This is a genomic window from Rhodospirillales bacterium, assembly GCA_020638175.1.
In the GTDB taxonomy this organism is placed as follows: domain Bacteria; phylum Pseudomonadota; class Alphaproteobacteria; order Micavibrionales; family Micavibrionaceae; genus JACKJA01.
The window spans coordinates 1,009,599-1,022,645 of sequence record JACKJA010000002.1 but is presented as its reverse complement, the minus strand read 5'-3'; the positions used below and the strand labels follow the sequence as shown (position 1 = coordinate 1,022,645).

The 13,047-nt window shown below is 54.3% G+C and carries 14 protein-coding genes and 1 pseudogene; 9 read left to right on the top strand and 6 right to left on the bottom strand.

Annotated elements, in window-relative coordinates:
- Positions 1–14 precede the first annotated feature (14 nt).
- Entirely contained in the window at positions 15–260 is a 246-nt protein-coding gene (locus tag H6868_04975) for a hypothetical protein (protein MCB9988674.1), read from the top strand.
- Between the two features lie 115 nt (positions 261–375).
- On the opposite strand, the gene H6868_04970 is transcribed toward H6868_04975, so the two are convergent.
- A complete protein-coding gene (locus tag H6868_04970; GenBank protein ID MCB9988673.1) occupies positions 376–573 on the bottom strand; it encodes a hypothetical protein in 198 nt (65 codons plus the stop codon).
- A gap of 181 nt (positions 574–754) precedes the next feature.
- Here H6868_04970 and H6868_04965 point away from each other — a divergent pair, with 181 nt between their 5' ends.
- Positions 755–1,231, top strand: a complete 477-nt coding sequence (locus tag H6868_04965; protein ID MCB9988672.1) for a hypothetical protein — start codon at positions 755–757, stop codon at positions 1,229–1,231.
- A gap of 10 nt (positions 1,232–1,241) precedes the next feature.
- Here H6868_04965 and H6868_04960 read toward each other — a convergent pair whose 3' ends face one another.
- Positions 1,242–1,718: a hypothetical protein gene (locus tag H6868_04960; protein ID MCB9988671.1), complete on the bottom strand. Its 477-nt coding sequence runs from the start codon at positions 1,716–1,718 to the stop codon at positions 1,242–1,244.
- Between the two features lie 127 nt (positions 1,719–1,845).
- Here H6868_04960 and lepA point away from each other — a divergent pair.
- The 3 genes and pseudogenes from lepA to H6868_04945 all read left to right on the top strand — a co-directional run bounded on the left by lepA (position 1,846) and on the right by H6868_04945 (position 5,358).
- A pseudogene (gene lepA, locus H6868_04955) lies at positions 1,846–3,650 on the top strand (elongation factor 4).
- A gap of 74 nt (positions 3,651–3,724) precedes the next feature.
- On the top strand, positions 3,725–4,348 hold the full coding sequence (locus tag H6868_04950; protein MCB9988670.1) for a hypothetical protein: 624 nt from the start codon (positions 3,725–3,727) through the stop codon (positions 4,346–4,348).
- Between the two features lie 299 nt (positions 4,349–4,647).
- Positions 4,648–5,358, top strand: a complete 711-nt coding sequence (locus H6868_04945) for a DUF1223 domain-containing protein (GenBank protein ID MCB9988669.1) — start codon at positions 4,648–4,650, stop codon at positions 5,356–5,358.
- Between the two features lie 65 nt (positions 5,359–5,423).
- Here the strand turns inward: H6868_04945 and H6868_04940 are convergent, their stop codons facing one another.
- Entirely contained in the window at positions 5,424–6,065 is a 642-nt protein-coding gene (locus tag H6868_04940) for an outer membrane beta-barrel protein (GenBank protein MCB9988668.1), read from the bottom strand.
- Between the two features lie 291 nt (positions 6,066–6,356).
- Between H6868_04940 and H6868_04935 the strand changes: the two genes are divergently transcribed.
- Together H6868_04935 and H6868_04930 are read left to right on the top strand one after the other, a co-directional pair.
- The gene (locus tag H6868_04935; GenBank protein MCB9988667.1) at positions 6,357–6,548 is read left to right on the top strand and encodes a hypothetical protein; all 192 of its coding nucleotides are present in this window, start codon (positions 6,357–6,359) and stop codon (positions 6,546–6,548) included.
- A gap of 143 nt (positions 6,549–6,691) precedes the next feature.
- On the top strand, positions 6,692–7,228 hold the full coding sequence (locus tag H6868_04930; GenBank protein ID MCB9988666.1) for a hypothetical protein: 537 nt from the start codon (positions 6,692–6,694) through the stop codon (positions 7,226–7,228).
- Between the two features lie 96 nt (positions 7,229–7,324).
- Here the strand turns inward: H6868_04930 and H6868_04925 are convergent, their stop codons facing one another.
- A complete protein-coding gene (locus H6868_04925; GenBank protein ID MCB9988665.1) occupies positions 7,325–7,753 on the bottom strand; it encodes a hypothetical protein in 429 nt (142 codons plus the stop codon).
- Positions 7,754–7,796: 43 nt separating this feature from the next.
- Here H6868_04925 and H6868_04920 point away from each other — a divergent pair, with 43 nt between their 5' ends.
- Positions 7,797–8,123, top strand: coding sequence for a hypothetical protein (locus H6868_04920; GenBank protein ID MCB9988664.1), 327 nt, complete (start codon positions 7,797–7,799; stop codon positions 8,121–8,123).
- Positions 8,124–8,166: 43 nt separating this feature from the next.
- On the opposite strand, the gene H6868_04915 is transcribed toward H6868_04920, so the two are convergent.
- Positions 8,167–8,946, bottom strand: coding sequence for a class I SAM-dependent methyltransferase (locus H6868_04915; protein MCB9988663.1), 780 nt, complete (start codon positions 8,944–8,946; stop codon positions 8,167–8,169).
- Between the two features lie 307 nt (positions 8,947–9,253).
- On the opposite strand from H6868_04915, the gene H6868_04910 reads away from it, so the two are divergent.
- Complete coding sequence (locus H6868_04910) at positions 9,254–10,204, top strand: hypothetical protein (GenBank protein MCB9988662.1); 951 nt, start codon at positions 9,254–9,256, stop codon at positions 10,202–10,204.
- On the opposite strand, the gene acnA is transcribed toward H6868_04910, so the two are convergent.
- Positions 10,201–12,870: an aconitate hydratase AcnA gene (gene acnA / locus H6868_04905; protein ID MCB9988661.1), complete on the bottom strand. Its 2,670-nt coding sequence runs from the start codon at positions 12,868–12,870 to the stop codon at positions 10,201–10,203. The genes H6868_04910 and acnA overlap by 4 nt on opposite strands.
- Positions 12,871–13,047: the final 177 nt, after the last annotated feature.

The window sequence follows — 13,047 nt, the reverse complement described above, 5'->3', positions numbered from 1 at the left end:
AGGAGGAACAAAAAATGACAGCATTAAACGCAGCACAAGTGAAAGACGTTTTGGCCGGATTTGGCGGCGATATCGCCGGTGGAGTTGGCACAAATGAGATTGGCGTTACAGCCACTGGCAGCATGGCCCGTCAAGCGTTAGGGGCAGCAACCCAGATCGCCGGAGCCGAAAAGCTGGGTCTGGGAGCCTTTAACAAAGTGGCACCGGATGCTGCCAACGAACAAACATTCGACGGCCCGAAAACACCCGGTCTGGAATAGATAACCCCCATAAAACGTGAAGAGACGGGGTGTTCCTCCTGCGTCTCTTCATGAAAGAACCAAAGCCGCCCGGCGATAATCAGGGCGGCTTTATTTGTTTTTATTTCAGGGATGTCTAGTGATGGTCCGCATCCGGGAGAGCTGCCGGTATTTCGGCCTCGACCCGTTCATAAACGCCGGTAACGGTATCATCAGTGCCATCCGCCGGAGTGGCAGCCATCTGCAACACGCCATAGAGAAGGCCGCAGACCAGCACAACGGTCACGACCACCGGGAAAATTACAACGACGTTGAGTTTCTTTTTCTTATCCATTTTCAAAGCTCCAGTCCGGGGTTGTTTTTCATGCTCGGGGCGGGCCCATCAAACATGATCTTGGGCGCTTCTTCAACATGAATTTTGGTCATTCTTAACAAACCAGCAACGTCACAGCCCATATTAGCAATATATTAACCCCTTTTATTCATAATGCGAGGAGACAAAGGAGTATATTTTTATGTTGGGTCTGGCCGGAAAACTTATCAGAGGGGCACTCAAGCATCCGTTTTGGACAGCGGCGGCCGTCGGGACCGCCGACCAAATGGCGCTTGACGGCGCGGGCCGGAAAAAACTGACCGCCGGGGCCGGTAATATACTGACAGAACAGGCGCAGAAGCATTTTGGTCTGGGCAAGCTGAAGGACAGGCTCAAGCTTGGCCAGCTAAAGCAAGATGAAATCGCCGGGATCATCGGCATTATGGCGGTTACCGGCATGATGTCTTCCGGGGGAGAACAGAGCAGCGCCCTGTGGACTATGGGTAAAATGGTTCTTGCCGGGTGTATCGGCCTGCTTTTCAAGGACAGCGTCGGACAAGCCGTGGGCTGGATCAAAAACCAGCTTTCCGGGATTTTCAAAAACAGCGCCGAAGGGGCAGAAACCGAACAAGTCCCTGTACAAAAGCTGGAGCATACCCCGGCTTTCACGCCCCGATGATTCTCTTTTTTTATGACACCATATTTTTCAGCGCTTGTACCAAGCCCTGCGCGTCGGCCCGTCTTGCCGGCATATGGTCTTCGGTTTCCCGTTCAATATGGGTATAAAGCCACTGCTTATCCGGCGCCGAGGATACGTTAAAAAAATAGCCGTCCGGGTGTGGCGGAAAATCGCGCAAGCCTTGCGGCGGAACGATATAGACATCGACAACGGCGTCCTTCCCCAGACGGTCATAGATGTGGTTAATCGCCCCCATAACGAGCACGACGGCATTTTGGGCCAGAACCTCGTACGGGAAGCGCAAAACATTGCGCTCCGGCGTGCCAAACAGGCCAAACACAAGGAACAGGTCGCCCAGATATTGTTCCGGGAATATCTGCTTGATCGCAGAGGGTGCGCTGTTTCCACAACCGGACAAGTCGAACGTCACGACGTCCTGCTCGAATGAAAACGGTTTGTATTCCGAGGGTAGCTGATCGTCAGACATAAGACACAGGCCGTTAATTTAATTCATAAAACAGTCTACCCGAAAAATGATTAAAGATACATATACAGCGCGCTTACCTTAAAATTCTGCGTGACGTGGACGCGGGCATAGGGTAAATAAATCCCCCATGACAAAGCCGCTCGCACATATTCGTAATTTCGCCATTATCGCCCATATCGACCATGGGAAATCGACGCTGGCCGACCGCCTGATCCAGACCTGCGGCGGGCTGGAGGAGCGTGAAATGACCCAGCAGGTTCTCGATAACATGGATATCGAGAAAGAGCGCGGCATTACCATCAAGGCCCAGACTGTGCGGCTGGCTTATAAAGCCAAAGACGGAATTGAGTATCAGCTCAATATGATGGATACGCCGGGGCACGTGGACTTTTCTTATGAGGTGTCCCGCTCGCTGGCGTCCTGTGAAGGGTCTTTGCTGGTGGTGGATGCCTCGCAAGGGGTGGAAGCGCAGACGCTGGCCAATGTGTATCAGGCGATCGATAACGATCACGAAGTCCTGCCGGTGCTGAACAAGATCGACCTGCCCGCCGCCGAGCCGGAGCGCGTTGCCGAACAAATCGAAGATGTCATCGGGCTGGACGCTACCGATGCCGTGCAGGTGTCGGGAAAAAGCGGAATTGGCATTCCGACCTGCTGGAAGCCATCGTGACCCGCCTGCCCGCACCACAGGGTGATATGGAAGCGCCGACCAAGGCCTTGCTGGTCGATAGCTGGTATGACCCTTATCTTGGCGTGGTGATCCTGGTGCGCGTAATTGACGGGTATTTGCGCAAAGGGATGAAAGCGTATTTCATGGGCACCAAAGCGGTGCGCGAGATCGACCGTGTCGGGATTTTCACGCCCAAGCACGTGATGGTCGATGCGCTCGGCCCCGGCGAGATGGGTTTTATCACCGCCGCGATCAAGGATATTTCAGAAACGCTGGTCGGGGATACGATCACCGAAGACCGCAAGCGCTGCGAAAAGCCGCTGGCCGGGTTCAAACCGAGTGTGCCGATGGTGTTCTGTTCGCTGTTCCCGGTCGATAGCAGCGAATATGAGAAGCTGCGCGATTCGATCGGCAAGCTTAAACTCAACGATGCCGCGCTGCATTACGAGCCGGAAAATTCACAGGCGCTGGGCATGGGGTTCCGCTGCGGCTTCCTGGGATTGCTGCATATGGAGATCATCCAGGAACGGCTGGACCGCGAGTTCGATCTCGACCTGATCCCGACCGCGCCGAGCGTTGTGTATCATATCTATAAAACCAAGGGCGATATGATGGAGCTGTACAACCCCGTCGATATGCCCGATGTCGTGTCGATCGAGCATATCGAAGAGCCGTGGATCAAGGCGACGATTTTAACGCCGGACGACTATCTCGGCGGGCTGTTGCAACTGTGCGAAGAGCGCCGCGGGATCCAGCAGCAACTGACCTATGCCGGGAACCGGGCGATGATCGTGTACCGCCTGCCGCTCAACGAAGTTGTGTTTGATTTTTACGACCGGCTGAAAAGTATCAGCCGCGGTTATGCCAGTTTTGATTACGAGCTCGACGGCTACGAAAAAGGCGATCTTGTCAAAATGGAAGTGCTGGTCAATGCCGAACCGGTTGACGCGCTGGCGATGATCGTCCCGCGCGGGCAGGCCGAACGCCGCGGGCGGATGCTGTGCGAGCGCCTCAAAGACCTGATCCCCCGCCAGATGTTCAAGATCGCGGTGCAGGCCGCCATCGGCGGCAAAATCATCGCCCGCGAAACCATCTCCGCGCTGCGCAAAGACGTGACCGCGAAATGTTACGGCGGCGATGTGACGCGGAAGCGCAAACTGCTCGACAAGCAGAAAAAAGGGAAAGCCAAAATGCGCCAGTACGGCAATGTGGAAATTCCCCAGAGCGCGTTTATCGCGGCGCTCAAGATGGGCGATGAGTAGGCGTCAATTGCTTCACCCAGTGTGCAATGCTATGGTGGCTTTTCAGCCCGACAAAAAAGGAGATGAGGTAGACCATGACCAATCTCGCCCACAAAATTCGCGACAAAATTCACGAGCTGCAAAGCGAGGTTGAAAGCGATCTGGCCGAGAAGCGGCAGGAATTCCAATATCGCCTTGAACGCAGCAAAGTGATTTTCGAGCAGGAAGCCCTCGCCCTGCAACGTCAGGCGAAAATCGGCCTGATCCGCTATTTGCGCGGCTCGCGGCTGCTGGTTATTCTTACCGCGCCAATTATATACGCCATGATTATTCCGATGGTGGTTTGCGATCTGTTCGTCAGCGTCTATCAGGCGATCTGTTTTCCGATTTACGGTATTCCCAAGGTCAAACGCCGCGACTATGTCGTGATGGACCGCAAATACCTCGCCTATCTTAACCTGATCGAGAAGATGAATTGCATTTACTGTGAGTATTCCAACGGCGTCATTGCCTATGTGCGCGAAATCGCCAGCCGCACCGAGCAATATTGGTGCCCGATCAAGCATGCCAAAAAGCTCAAGGATCCGCCGGCGCGCTATTACGACTATCTGGAATTTGGCGACAGCCAGGCCTTTCACGAGAAATGGGAGCAACAGCGCGACAAATGCCGAGCCTGTGAAATGCCGGGCGATTGCGCCGGGAAGACAGAGGGTGAGTGATGCCAGACGCAAAAAAACTACAAAAACATTCTCCTTTTTTCTGCCTTAATGCTCTTGGGTTTTGCCATCTTATTTTTTCAAGAAAAAATAGACGAAGGCTTGGTCTGTCTTGCCTATTGGAACCAATGTACAGCTGACAAAATAGAGAGTTTAAGTGCCAAAGAATGTCACGAAAGGGATGATTGCGTGGCTTACTTGATTGAAACGGAAACATGCCTAGTTAAAAAACCCTAATCACGCCCTTTCTCACAATGACGAATATTTGTAACCCTCCACCCCTTCCTTCCGAATAAGTTTTTATGAGAGTTATTTTACTTCTTTTGGTTCTGATCGGGGGGGTGCCGGGCGCAGCGCGGTCGCAAGACACCCCTCCGCCCGTGGTGGCGGAGCTGTTTACCAGCCAGAGCTGTTCTTCGTGTCCGGCGGCGGATGCGCTGGCGGCTGACTTGCTGGCCGATTATACGGGCGACGAACCGCTGTATATCGTCGGCTGTCATGTCACGTACTGGGATCACCTGAACTGGAAAGATACGCTGTCCCTGCCCGCCTGCACGGCGCGGCAGCATGCCTATGCCGCAGCCTTTGGCAACAAGCGGGTCTACACGCCACAGATCGTCATTAACGGGCGTCATGAGGTGATCGGGAACAAGCGCAGCGCGGTGATTGCGGCGCTGGAAAAGGCGCGGGGCGACGGGGTCAAGCCCCTGCCCCTGACTTTGGAAAACGGCGCGCTGCACGCGGATTTACGCGGCGTGCCCGCGGATGTGACCTATAACCTGCTGGCGTTCGACAACGCCTATGCCCAGAGCGTCAAAGCCGGTGAAAACCGCGGCAAGACCATGCGCTATGTCCACCCGGTGCGGGCGTTCCTGTCTGTGACACCGGAGGGCGACAAAGCCACCATACCGCTGACCCCCGATGCGCGGCATGACGGTTATCTGTTGCTGGCACACAGCAACAAAAACGGGGCGATCCTCGCCGCCGGGCAGGTTATGGCCGCGGCGCCCTAAAAAAGAGGTGAGCCTTTGAGCCCACCCCTTTTTTTCTATCTCCGTTGTGTATTGGAGGAGAAGCCCTAGAAGTGGTAACGGACACCGACTTCGATTGCGCTTTCATGCACGGGGTCGAGCTTGACGCCGCCGCCGGCCGAGGCAAAGGACGGATTTTCCAGCGCCAGATATTTATAGCCAATCGACCAGTCGGTCTGCGGCATCGATTCCGGGGTATAGGACACGCCGGCCATGGCCTGATAAGCCAGCCCGGTGTCGCTGTCGTCCGTATTCGTCAGCCCCTTGCCGGTCGGGAACTTCACGAAGGCCTCGCCGATCCCGGCCCCGATATAGGGCGTGAAGGCGCTGCCTGTGTGCATGTCATAGTAAACGTTGCCCATAATCGTCGTAGCTGTCATATCGTCGTCCGGGTTGTTGTTTGCTCTGACCCGGTCGAGTCCGAAAGCGTGATAGCTGCCTTCCAGCTCTACGCGCACATCGCCGCTATCCGTGTCGAGCGCGGCGGGCTGCCAGCCCAGAACGACGCCTGCGCCGCTGCTGAAGCCGTATTCGACCTGACCGGTGGCGGCGCCTTTCACATCCGAATCCGAGGGGAAAGCGATGTCGCCGCGGGCGCCAACATACAAATTATAATCTTCTGCGTGGGCCATGCCGCCGCAAGACAGAAGCGATACGGCCATCAGGCCGGAAACAACCAAACTTTTCATGAGGAATACTCCTTAATTTCTATATGATTTTTCAAGATCATGATTGAGACGAAGCCTTTTATTGTCTCCCCCCATCTCCCCACAAGGAGATGAGGGGTGGGTAGTAGAGTGACAATTGGACTCTTTTCTAAATCACGAAGCTGAAGAGAACCTGAAGCGTTTCCTTCAGGTTCCCTTCAGGTCCGACCGCGATAATAGGATTCGTTACCAGTGAAAAACACGATAACGCGATGGCCGCTGAAGAAGACAACGGCTTTAACCAGATCCAACATCCAAGAAAGGTGTTCTGTTATGTCGATCTCAAGTGTTTCACAAGCGTCTCTATCCTATCTGCAGTATCTGCAGAAACCGCAGGCGAACGGCCAGCCGACCCCGGCTCCGGTACAGCCTGCCGCCGATAATGACGGCGATGCCGATGATACCGGCGGGACCGGCGGCGTCGACACAGACAACGACGGGTCACGGGTCGATATCAAGGCCTGATTGTTTCCCGATCGTAAGAAGCCATCAATGCCCACCCCCTGTTTTGCGCCGGGGATGGGCATTGTTTTATCATCAAGACCTTGACATATCCAACATTACGGAAATATAGTGCCCCGATAAAAAACAAACATGGGCGGTGATTTATGGCGAGCGACGATACAGATCTGGATGACCTTTTCTTACAGATATTGGAAACATATAACGACATCGCGCAATTCGTGCCGCAGTTGGTTTTTGAGGACGAAGAAGGGCTGCGATTCACCCTTCCTTTGACGCTGCAAACGATTCAAAAGCTTTGTGACGACACCCCTGTTCTTGACTGTAGACTTGTTGATTTTTTTGACCACGACGCCCGTAAAACGATTGGGTCTGTTCCTCTGGCCCTAAAGCTTCAGGAAGCAAATATTAGGGAACAAAAAGATAAAGATTATCTGATGGACATGATCGCCGCCGCCGAAGGACTCTATGACCAGCAATTACAGGCACGGGTTGACGAATATATCCGTGATGTCCCCAAAGGTCAGGTCAGTGAAGGCAACCAAACCCTTCTTATGACTGCAGACAAGTATGAAGAAAAAGGCAGCTTACCGGTTGCCGCCTTTTTAAGAAAAGCCGTCGGGATGATCAATGACACCGTTGCGCGGGCTGTCGTCACGCCTTTGCGGCCCGCAAGAAGGTAGAGCGCGTTCCGTATCTTAAAAAAGGCCGCCCCCCGCCGGGAGAGACGGGAAACGGCCAGTCGGGAGTTGGGGAACTTGCTTAACCCCTCCGGTTAATTAATGGTAGCGGCGATCGTGCCGATTCTCATGACGGTCACGATGCTGGTGCCTGTCGTAATGCGTATACCGCTTTTTCCACAAGCCCGGCGGATAGTAATAGCCATAGCGCGGCGCACGGTCATAGACATAGATCACACGCGGGCTATGGTCGTAATAGACCACCTCGCGGCGGGCATCGGCATAATCACGGTCCCGGTTGAGGTCACGACTTCGGCTGCTGTCGGGTTTTGCAGCTACCGTGATTTTCCAGCTGCCGTCACCCTGCAGGCAGGCTGTGCCATAGGCATCCTCGATCCGGCCACTGATGCGGATATGCTCGCTGTATTCGCGGCATATGCCATCACGGGCTTCGGCTTCCCCGGCACCGCCGAGACTCATGCCCGTCAGGATCATCCCGGCCAGCAAAGCTTGTTTTGTCTTGTTCATGGTATCTACTCCTCACATCGTTATTGTTTGATGGTTTACGGGGGTGATACGCACCGGCCATTCCAAACCCTTCGGTTTTTATTTTTTAGCGGGAAATAATCTGTGGGGAATTGACAGGGTAACGTTTTCGCTCTTAGGCTGGTTATCAATCATAAAAAAACATCAACACAGGGAATATTTGCAAGGCATTCCCCCGGCCGACGTCGAAAAATACAATGCCGCTCTGGAAAGGAAAGCGAATGATTTCAGACATCTTGGCCGCAAAGGTATTGCCAATTTTATTGAAAACGCCGTTGACCTTGCCCGTCAGATGGCCTCGCAGGACTATATTTATGTCTCTCCCACCCTTGGCGCCCGTACTTTACAATAGTTTCTGACGTCAAGAACCGTCCCGGCATACCGATCAAGCCGCGCTACAGGGCGTTTTCGGCTCTGGGTCCCTGTTGTTTCCGCCCTAAAAACAGGTCGTAATCGACTTTCAGCACAACGTAGGTGCGGTAGCCGGTAAAGCGCCGGACCGCCAGCGTTTTGATCCCGGCCAAAGCGCATTGCACCCGGATGTTGAGCGGATCGTGGGCGTACAGGTCCATCGGCCCCATGACAAAACGACCATGGCGGCGACCGGGGCTGAGATGCCGGGTCACAGGATCATCACCGGTTACCGTTCGGCCTGCCGGCATAAAGGTAAAGGCCAGAAGCCCGCCCGGCCGCAAAACCCTCGCGGCTTCCTGCAGGATATGGGGCAATCGCGGCAGGCTTTCCATCACCCCGGCAGACATCACAACATCAAAGCTTTTATCCGGAAACGGCCAGCGCCCGGTATTCAGATCCATACGGAACAAACGGTCGGCAACACCCTTTTTCCGACATGCCGCCAGCATCCGCCGGGACACGTCGACGCCCGTAATACGGGCCTGCGGCCAGTGGGATTTTATCCGGCTGCTGAGCAGCCCCGTTCCGATTCCCAGATCCAGAATATCCGGCGTCTCGTTTGTCATACCGCCCTGAGCGACCAGTCCTTCGGCGACGATCCGGGGCGCTTTATACCCCCACCCCTTCATATCGCCGTCGTAAGAAGCCGCCCAGCCATCATAGTGCATGGCCGGAGTAATACAGGGTTCAACGGTGGTCAGGATTTTTGCTTTCATAGTGTCATTATGGTCGATCCCCGGAGAGGCCGTAAGCCGCATCATGCGCTTATCCCCGCAAAATTCCGTTCCCGCCGGGAATAGATAAAATGCCGGGTAAAATTAAGCGCTCTTTCACCCTGCTTTGCTAATGTTACCTGACGGCACGACAGAGCCGGACAAATTGCGGTCAAATGAGGGTTTTTCTGCCAATACACAACGCCAAAAGTCTCTGTCACGCCGTATGGAACAAACAACAGGGCCGGGCCCGTTAACCCGGCCTTGTTTTTTTGTCCCAAAATAGAAATTCATTCCGGCAACCGCCTGTGTTAAAATGAAAATAGTGGATATCGAGGGAAAGAGCGCCATCTTCATGCCGGAATTTAACGCCACATTACTGCGCGAAAAATTCGTTATTCAAGACCTGATGCCGAAAGACCTTTCGGACAGCGAACCTGTTATTGCCCTGAGCAACCGCATGGTTTTGACCCTGAAACCGACGATGGCCACGGAAAGCGAAGTGCTGGTTATCCGCGCCCAGAACATGCATTGCTGCGCCCGGATGGCGGCCAAAATCGCCCATTCGTTTCAGGAGGAAGGCCCGATCACAACCCGGCCCAAGCCCTTTGATTTCAAAGAGGCCTATGCCGCCCTTACCAAAGGATACGAAGATAAGTACAACCCCAGACACTGGGTTGCGGTTTATCACAAAGGCCGCGCTATTTTTGAAGGCGGCCCCGGCACTCGGCACCCGTTTTTGGATATTATCGAACAGTGTGACGCCCGCAACCGCCAGAACTACGACAAGTCACTGGAAATCGCCGAAGATGCCTTCAAACAAGCCGGGAAACTGGTCAATATCCATCACGATTCCAACATCGCCCTGATTATCAACATTGCCAAGGACGAAGCCCGGTGCGGCATTATCCTGCGCAGTCCCAGCCGTACGACGACCTTTAACTTCACCGCCGAGCCGGATGAAACAACGCCGCTGGCAAAACCTTCGCAGTGCCTGAGTGTCTCGGCCGCATTTCTGGAAGGGATACAACTGACTTTCCTGATCGGAATGATAAAGCAAAAGCTTTATTACGAGCTGATCTCGGTCGCATCCGACGAAGCCAAGCAGCACGAAGAAGCCATCAAAAAACTGGGGCAGCTGAATGCCGCCATCGACCAGTTTGAACATCTGCAAAACGTCCGGTACCGCCCGGAACGGCCCAAATTCCCGCTTCTTATAAACGAAGCCGAAGAATTCGCCCGCAAAGCCCTGTCGAGCGAAATCGAAGATCGTATCGCCGGCGGCGATAGCGACTGGGTGATTTAAGCCGCTAACTGCCTTAAAACATAGTGCAGAATTCCGCCGTTACGGAAGTAATCAACTTCATCGACCGTATCGAGACGGCACAGAAGCGGTACATCTTTGGCCGAACCGTCTTCGTATGCGATGTGCAGCGTCAGATCCGCGCGCGGAGCCAGTTTTCCATCAATACCAGAAATCGAATAGGTTTCCTTTCCGGTCAGGCCCAGCGTTTCGCGCGTTGTACCGTCTTTGAATTGCAGCGGTAACACGCCCATCCCGACAAGGTTGGAGCGGTGAATACGCTCGAAGCTCTCGACGATCACGGCTTTAACACCCAAAAGGCGCGTCCCTTTGGCCGCCCAGTCGCGGCTGGAACCCGTCCCGTACTCCTTGCCGCCGATCACAACTAGCGGCGTCCCGGCTTCCTGATACTTCATCGAGGCATCGTAAATGCTCATCTGCTCGCCTGTGGGCACATACATGGTATAGCCGCCCTCGACGCCGTCCAGCATCTGGTTCTTGATGCGGATATTGGCGAACGTCCCGCGGGTCATAACGCGGTCGTTCCCGCGCCGGGAGCCATAGGAGTTAAAGTCACGTTGCGCAACGCCGTGCTCAACCAGGTATTTACCGGCCGGGTGTTCCGGCTTGAACGACCCCGCCGGGGAAATATGGTCGGTCGTCACGCTATCGCCCAGCAGCGCCAGACAGCGTGCGTTTTTGATATCCGGAATAGCGGTAATTTCTTTGCTCATCCCGGTAAAGAACGGCGGATTTTGGATATAGGTTGAAGAATCCCGCCAGCTATAGGTCTGGCCGGTCGCGCCGGTAATGGCCTGCCACTGGGACGGCCCCTTGAACACATCGGCGTAACGTTCCTTGAACATTGCCGGGGTCAGAGCCTTTTCAACTGCAGCAGCAATCTCGGCATTGGTCGGCCAGATATCTTTCAAGTAGACATCGTTTCCATCTTGATCCTGTCCCAGAGGATCGTTCAACAGATCAACCATCATAGATCCGGCGATCGCATACGCCACCACCAGCGGCGGGGAAGCCAGATAATTGGCCTTTACATGTGGGCTGATCCGTCCTTCGAAATTCCGGTTCCCGGACAGAACAGCCGTTACGGTCAGATCACCCGCTTCTACGGCCTTACCAATCGGCGTCGGCAGCGGCCCGGAGTTTCCGATGCAAGTCGTGCACCCATAACCAACCAGGTCAAACCCCAGCGCGTCCAGATCGTCCTGAAGACCCGCTTTCTCAAGGTAATCCGTAACAACTTGGGACCCCGGCGCCAGCGATGTTTTCACCCATGGCTTGACGTTCAAGCCCTTTTCACGCGCTTTTTTCGCCACCAGCCCGGCTCCGATCAAAACAGATGGGTTCGACGTATTCGTGCAACTGGTGATCGCGGCAATTACAACATCGCCGTTGTCTAGGCTGTAATCAGCGCCATCAACCGGCACAGATTTTTCTTCGGCGCAGACATTGGTGAAAGACGATACGGAATCTTTAAGCAAAATCTTGTCTTGCGGGCGTTTCGGGCCGGATATACACGGCGTGACCGTACTAATATCAAGCGCAAGCGTCGAAGTGAAAACAGGCTCTGCGCCCGGTTCACGCCACATACCCTGCTCCTTCGCGTAGGCTTCGACCAGCTTGACGCGGTCTTCGTCACGCCCGGTAAAGCGCAAATAGCGCAGCACTTCATCGTCAATCGGGAAAAAGCCACAGGTTGCACCGTATTCCGGCGCCATGTTGGCGATCGTCGCCCGGTCGGCCAGCGAAAGGTTATTCAGCCCGTCGCCATAGAATTCGACGAATTTACCAACCACGCCTTTTTCCCGCAGCATTTGCACCACGGTCAGAACGAGGTCCGTCGCGGTAATGCCCTCAGCCATCGCCCCGGTCAGTTTAAACCCGACGACTTCCGGAATCATCATGGATATCGGCTGGCCGAGCATCGCGGCTTCGGCCTCGATCCCGCCGACGCCCCAGCCGAGAACGGCCAGACCGTTAACCATCGTGGTATGAGAATCCGTTCCCACCAATGTATCGGGGTATGCCACCGGCTTGCCGCAATTTTCACAATCATCCACCCAAACAGTCTGGGCCAAATATTCCAGATTCACCTGATGGCAAATCCCGGTCCCCGGTGGCACAACGCGGAAATTATCAAACGCGCCCTGCCCCCATTTCAGAAACTCATAGCGCTCGCCATTGCGTTCGAATTCGCGGTCAACGTTCGCCTGAAAAGCCTTTGGCGTGCCAAATTCATCGACCATCACCGAATGGTCAATCACCAGATCAACCGGCACCAGCGGATTAATTTTTTTGGCATCCGCCCCCAATCCGACAACGGCGTCGCGCATCGCGGCCAGATCAACAACCGCCGGCACACCTGTAAAATCCTGCATCAGAACGCGGGCCGGACGATAGGCGATTTCCTGTGAAACTTTGCCGCCGTTATCCAGCCATTTTTTGACGGCCTTGATGTCCTCTGTCGTAACGCTGCGCCCATCTTCGAAGCGAAGCAGGTTTTCCAGCACAACCTTCATGGAAAACGGCAGTTTTGAAACATCGCCGATTTGCGCCGCGGCATCCTTGAGGCTGAAATAGATATATTCCTTGCCGTCTACGCTCAGCGTTTTACGGGTCTTGAGAGAATCCTGTCCGGTGCGTGTGGTCATGGTGATCTGTCCTGAATAAGAGAGGTGAGCGTTCGTTCGAGAAGAACAGCGGTAATTATACCACGAACAATTCAGGATAAAAACGGGCAACCAATCCTATTTGCAAAATTCCCGTCATATTTGTTGACATAAACATGAAAGATTTCTATTTTTTATCCTTATTCAATCAGGAGGAAA

What these genes read in the sequence shown, in the direction of transcription:
- H6868_04960 (MCB9988671.1), bottom strand. Translation starts at nt 1,718, where the DNA reads ATGTCTGACGATCAGCTACCCTCGGAATACAAACCGTTTTCATTCGAG.
- H6868_04970 (MCB9988673.1), bottom strand. Translation starts at nt 573, where the DNA reads ATGGATAAGAAAAAGAAACTCAACGTCGTTGTAATTTTCCCGGTGGTC.
- H6868_04940 (MCB9988668.1), bottom strand. Translation starts at nt 6,065, where the DNA reads ATGAAAAGTTTGGTTGTTTCCGGCCTGATGGCCGTATCGCTTCTGTCT.
- H6868_04965 (MCB9988672.1), top strand. Translation starts at nt 755, where the DNA reads ATGTTGGGTCTGGCCGGAAAACTTATCAGAGGGGCACTCAAGCATCCG.
- H6868_04950 (MCB9988670.1), top strand. Translation starts at nt 3,725, where the DNA reads ATGACCAATCTCGCCCACAAAATTCGCGACAAAATTCACGAGCTGCAA.
- H6868_04945 (MCB9988669.1), top strand. Translation starts at nt 4,648, where the DNA reads ATGAGAGTTATTTTACTTCTTTTGGTTCTGATCGGGGGGGTGCCGGGC.
- H6868_04910 (MCB9988662.1), top strand. Translation starts at nt 9,254, where the DNA reads ATGCCGGAATTTAACGCCACATTACTGCGCGAAAAATTCGTTATTCAA.
- H6868_04975 (MCB9988674.1), top strand. Translation starts at nt 15, where the DNA reads ATGACAGCATTAAACGCAGCACAAGTGAAAGACGTTTTGGCCGGATTT.
- H6868_04915 (MCB9988663.1), bottom strand. Translation starts at nt 8,946, where the DNA reads ATGATGCGGCTTACGGCCTCTCCGGGGATCGACCATAATGACACTATG.
- H6868_04925 (MCB9988665.1), bottom strand. Translation starts at nt 7,753, where the DNA reads ATGAACAAGACAAAACAAGCTTTGCTGGCCGGGATGATCCTGACGGGC.
- acnA (MCB9988661.1), bottom strand. Translation starts at nt 12,870, where the DNA reads ATGACCACACGCACCGGACAGGATTCTCTCAAGACCCGTAAAACGCTG.
- H6868_04930 (MCB9988666.1), top strand. Translation starts at nt 6,692, where the DNA reads ATGGCGAGCGACGATACAGATCTGGATGACCTTTTCTTACAGATATTG.
- H6868_04935 (MCB9988667.1), top strand. Translation starts at nt 6,357, where the DNA reads ATGTCGATCTCAAGTGTTTCACAAGCGTCTCTATCCTATCTGCAGTAT.